Genomic DNA, 5,221 nt, shown 5'->3' with positions numbered 1-5,221 from the left:
CGCGCGGCAGGTCGATCCGCTCGCCGTGGAGTTCCCGGCCGTGGCGCGGGCCGCCGCGTCCGAATATCTCTCGATCGACGCGCGCCGGAAGGGCGTCCAGATCGCCTTCGCCTCGATGTACGGGCTGATCGCCGTCATTCTGCTGCTCTCGGCGATCTGGCTCGGCCTGAGCTTCGCCAACGCGCTGGTCGCGCCGATCCGGCGGATGATCCACGCCACCGACCAGGTCTCCAGCGGCAATTTCTACGTTCAGGTCCCGATCCGCCGCTCCGAGGGCGACCTCGCCCATCTCGGCGAGACCTTCAACAAGATGACCGCCGAGTTGCGCCGCCAGCGCGACGGGCTGGTCACCGCCAGCGAGGTCATCGACCGAAGGCGCCGCTTCACCGAAACCGTGCTGTCGGGCGTCTCCTCGGGCGTGCTCAGCCTGGACGGCGACGGCCACATCACCATCATCAACCGTTCGGCCGAGAGCCTGCTGGGCACCGGCGGCCGGCTGCTCGGCCAGCCGATCGCGGCCGTCGCCCCCGAGATCGCCACCTTCGTCACGGAAGCGCTCACCGGGCGCCAGCGCCAGACCTCCGGCCAGATCGCCATCACCCGCGCCGGGCGCGACCGCATGGTCAATGTCCGAGCCGCCCGCGAGGGCGAGGGGGCCGGCGCCGGCCTCGTCGTCACGCTCGACGACATTACCGACCTGGTTTCGGCGCAGCGCACCGCCGCCTGGGCCGACGTGGCGCGCCGCATCGCCCATGAGATCAAGAATCCGCTGACGCCGATCCAGCTCTCGGCCGAACGCATCCGACGCAAGTTCGGCCGCGTGATCGTCGAGGACAAGGAGGTCTTCGAGCAGTGCACGGCGACGATCGTCCGCCAGGTCGAGGACATCCGCCGCATGGTCGACGAATTCTCCTCCTTCGCCCGCATGCCCAAGCCCTCGCTGGCCCGCGACGACATCGCCGAAACGGTCCGCCAGATCGTCTTCCTGATGCGCGTCGGCAATCCCGAGCTGACGATCACCGAGAATCTGCCCGAAGGCTCGGCCACGGCGCGCTTCGACCGCCGGCTGCTCTCCCAGGCCCTGACCAACGTGATCAAGAACGCCACCGAGGCGATCGAGGCCGTGCCGATGGACGAGCGCGGGCCCGGGCGGATCGATGTCGTGTTCGAGCGGCGTGAGGACGGCCGCATCGTCATCGACGTCATCGACAACGGCAAGGGCCTGCCGGCCGACCAGCGCCAGAAGCTGCTCGAGCCCTATATCACCACCCGCGAGGGCGGCACGGGCCTCGGCCTGGCGATCGTCGGCAAGATCCTCGAGGACCATGGCGGCGGCATCGACCTGCTCGACCGCCCGGATGCGGGCGAGGGCGGGCGCGGCGCCCGCGTCCGGCTCTGGTTCCCCGAGACCGGACCGGCGGAGGAGAACCCGGAAGGCGGCCGTGGCGACCAAGCTCGCGACGCGGCGGCGGCACGGCAACAACATGATGGGGCACGCGTATGAGCGCTGACATTCTGGTCGTCGATGACGAGGCCGACATCCGCGAACTTGTCGCCGGCCTGCTCGAGGACGAGGGCTATCGGACGCGCAAGGCGAGTTCCGCCGACGAGGCGCTCGCGGCGATCGCGGCGCGCCGGCCCAATCTCGTCTTCCTCGACATCTGGCTCCAGGGCAGCCGCCTCGACGGCCTGCAGGTGCTGGAGTTGATCAAGCAGGCCCATCCCGACCTCGCGGTCGTGATGATCTCGGGCCATGGCAACATCGAGACCGCGGTCTCGGCCATCAAGAGCGGGGCCTACGACTTCATCGAGAAGCCCTTCAAGGCGGACCGGCTCGTGCTCGTCGCCGAGCGCGCGCTCGAGGCCTCGCGGCTGCGGCGCGAGGTGCGCGAGCTGAAGAAGGGCTCGGTCCAGGCCAGCCGCATCGTCGGCAAATCGACGGTCGTCAACCAGCTGCGCCAGACGATCGAGCGCGTCGCGCCGACCAATGCGCGCGTCCTCATCACCGGCGAGCCCGGTTGCGGCAAGGAGCTGGCTGCCCGCACCCTGCACGAGGCCTCGACGCGCGCCACCGGCCCCTTCGTGGTGATCAACGCGGCCACCATCACCCCCGAGACGATGGAGGAGGAACTCTTCGGCGTCGAGGCCGGGGACGGCCGCTCCCGCCGCGTCGGCGCGCTCGAGGAGGCCCATGGCGGCTCGCTCTACATCGACGAGATCGGCGACATGCCGCGCGAGACCCAGAACCGCATCCTGCGCGTGCTCGTCGACCAGAACTTCCAGCGCGTCGGCGGCGCGACGCGCGTGCATGTCGACGTCCGCGTGATCTCCTCGACCAGCCGCGACCTCGCCCAGCTGATCTCGGGCGGGCAGTTCCGCGAGGACCTCTATCACCGGCTCTCGGTCGTTCCGGTCAAGGTGCCGGCGCTGTCCGAGCGCCGTGAGGACGTGCCGGAGCTGATCGAGTTCTTCATGGAGCAGATCTCGATCGCGTCCGGCCTGCCCAAGCGCCGGATCGGGCAGGACGCCATGGCCGTGCTGCAGTCGCATGAATGGCCGGGCAACGTTCGCGAACTGCGCAACAATGTCGAGCGGCTGATGATCCTGACCAAGGGCGACCCGACGGCCGACATCACCGTCGACATGCTGCCGGCCGAGGTCGGCGCCATGGTGCCGACGACGCCGTCCGGCTCCGGCGGCGAGCGGCTGATGAGCCTGCCGCTGCGCGACGCCCGCGAAATCTTCGAGCGCGAATACCTGATCGCGCAGATCGCCCGGTTCTCCGGGAACATCTCCCGGACCGCCGAATTCATCGGAATGGAGCGCTCGGCCCTGCATCGCAAACTGAAATCGCTCGGGGTTGGCTGACGCCGGCAGGCATGGGTTGCATGCGCGCCTGCGCAGGGCGCAGACCCGTCGCCGCGTTGCGAAGCCATGTTGCACTTGCGTTGTCGGCGGAGTCGGCGGTCTAATGTCGGATCGGTGTCTCGAAGCGGCGCAGCGGTTTGCGTCGCCAACGAGACGAATTGGATCGCGGGCGTGAACCCGATGAGCGATCCCAACAACAGGGGCTACCCATGGCCGCAGAGCGGGCTCAGAATCTTCAGGACACGTTCCTCAACTATGTACGCAAGCAGAAGATTCCGCTGACGATCTTCCTCGTCAATGGCGTCAAGCTGCAGGGCGTCGTCACCTGGTTCGACAATTTCTGCGTACTGCTGCGCCGCGACGGGCATTCGCAGCTCGTCTACAAGCACGCGATCTCGACCATCATGCCCGGGCAGCCGGTGCAGCTGTTCGAGCCCGAGGAACAGGACAAGGCCTGACCCCGATGGGTGCCCGCAGCGATGCGGATGAGGCGCGGGCGGCGACCAAGCCGCTCGACGCCATCGAGCGCGACATCGCGGCCAATACCCGCGCCTATGTGATCGGGCCCTATCAGCAGCGTCGTGGCGCCGCCGATGCCAATCAGCGCTCCTTCGCCGCGCGTCTCGACGAGGCCGTCGGTCTGGCGGCGGCGATCGACCTTACCGTGGTCGAGCCGATCCAGGTGCTGCTGACGGCGCTGCGGCCGGCGACCTATCTCGGCAAGGGCAAGGTCGAGGAGATCGCCGAGCGCATCAAGATCGAGGAGATCGGGCTCGTCGTGATGGATTGCGCGCTGTCGCCGGTGCAGCAGCGCAATCTCGAAAAGGCCTTCGGCTGCAAGGTCATCGACCGCACCGGGCTGATCCTCGAAATCTTCGGCCGCCGGGCGCGCACCAAGGAAGGCGCGCTGCAGGTCGAACTCGCCCATCTCAACTACCAGAAGAGCCGGCTGGTGCGGTCCTGGACCCATCTCGAGCGTCAGCGCGGCGGCTTCGGCTTCCTCGGCGGCCCCGGCGAGACCCAGATCGAGGCCGACCGGCGCATCATCCAGGAGCGCATGACCAAGATCGAGCGCGATCTGGAGGCGGTCAAGCGAACCCGCGGGCTGCACCGCGCCAGCCGGAAACGCGTGCCTTATCCGGTCGTTGCGCTCGTCGGCTACACCAATGCCGGCAAATCGACGCTGTTCAACCGGCTCACCTCGGCCGAGGTCCTGGCGCAGGACATGCTCTTCGCCACGCTCGACCCGACGGCGCGGGCGCTGAAGCTGCCGCATGGCGCGAAGATTATGCTCTCCGACACGGTGGGCTTCATCTCCGATCTGCCGACGCAGCTCGTCGCCGCGTTCCGCGCCACGCTGGAGGACGCGATCGAGGCCGATGTGCTGCTGCATATCCGCGACGTCGCCCATGAGGACACCACGGCCCAGGCGGCCGACGTCCAGGCGATCCTGCGCGATCTCGGCATCGATCCCGATGACGGCCAGCGCGTCGTCGAGGTCTGGAACAAGTCCGACCTGCTGGCGCCGGAAGAGCGCGAGCGCCAGCTCGGCCTCGCCGGGCTTAAGCCCGAGGTCTCTCGGCCGGTGCTGGTGTCGGCGGTGACCGGCGATGGCATGGGCCGGCTGACCGACGCGATCGAGAGCCGCATCGCCCGCAGCCGCCCGGTCTATCGCCTGGCGCTGCCGCCGGGCGACGGCCAGTCGCTGGCTTGGCTGCATGCCAATGGCGAGATTCTCGAACGCCGCGACGCCGAGGACGGCACGCTCGATCTTACGGTCCGGCTGCCGCCCGAGCGGGAAGGGGCCTTCGGTGCGCGCTTCCCCGAGGCTCAGCGGGAGAACTAGGCGGACCGACGCGGTCGCAGAGGCGATCGCGCGCCTCGAGCGAGGCTGACGCGCTGGCGCAGAGGCGTCGCGGGTGCGATCGTTCATCGCCTCTTAACGCTGGGGCGATACCCCTTGGAGCCTGCCTTCCAAGCGAGCCTCCGCGGTTTCTCATGCGTCATTCCGGCCTTCACAATTCCACGCAAGAGATTGCTGCGGAAGGGTTTTCCGACGAATCTGCCGAGCTGCCGACCGATCACGGCGGGCCCGTCTATGTCCGGACGCGTGCCAATCCGCTGGCGCTGGTGAAGCCGGGCCAGGTTCCCGCCGCGCCGCCTCCGCCCGAGCCGCCGCAGGTCCGATTCTGGCGCACGCCCGACCGTCTGATCGGTAGCGTCTGGGCCCGCAGCGCCGGGGCCGAAGCCCGGCTGCGCGAATATGAATTCGATGCCGATGCGGTCGAGGCCGAGACGGTCGTCGACATGTCCGGCCACGGCGCTCTCGATGAGATTGTCGTCGATGCGGCTT

At 68.6% G+C, this 5,221-nt stretch carries 5 protein-coding genes; all 5 read left to right on the top strand.

The window, feature by feature from the left end:
- A partial coding sequence (locus Q8M82_RS01770) for a sensor histidine kinase (RefSeq protein WP_305689671.1) occupies window positions 1–1,504 on the top strand: 1,504 nt, incomplete at its 5' end.
- A complete protein-coding gene (gene ntrX / locus Q8M82_RS01765; RefSeq protein WP_305689670.1) occupies window positions 1,501–2,868 on the top strand; it encodes a nitrogen assimilation response regulator NtrX in 1,368 nt (455 codons plus the stop codon). The genes Q8M82_RS01770 and ntrX, both read left to right, overlap by 4 nt.
- A 209-nt stretch (window positions 2,869–3,077) precedes the next feature.
- A complete protein-coding gene (hfq, locus tag Q8M82_RS01760; RefSeq protein ID WP_054141683.1) occupies window positions 3,078–3,326 on the top strand; it encodes an RNA chaperone Hfq in 249 nt (82 codons plus the stop codon).
- A gap of 5 nt (window positions 3,327–3,331) precedes the next feature.
- On the top strand, window positions 3,332–4,714 hold the full coding sequence (gene hflX, locus Q8M82_RS01755; protein ID WP_305689669.1) for a GTPase HflX: 1,383 nt from the start codon (window positions 3,332–3,334) through the stop codon (window positions 4,712–4,714).
- 152 nt (window positions 4,715–4,866) lie between these two features.
- The coding region (locus Q8M82_RS01750; protein ID WP_305689668.1) for a hypothetical protein at window positions 4,867–5,221 on the top strand (355 nt) is incomplete at its 3' end.

The sequence above is a fragment of the Allobosea sp. genome (assembly GCF_030694325.1).
Classification (GTDB): Bacteria; Pseudomonadota; Alphaproteobacteria; order Rhizobiales; family Beijerinckiaceae; genus Allobosea.
The sequence above is the reverse complement of the archived record's forward strand: the minus strand, read 5'-3'. Positions and strand labels throughout refer to the sequence as shown.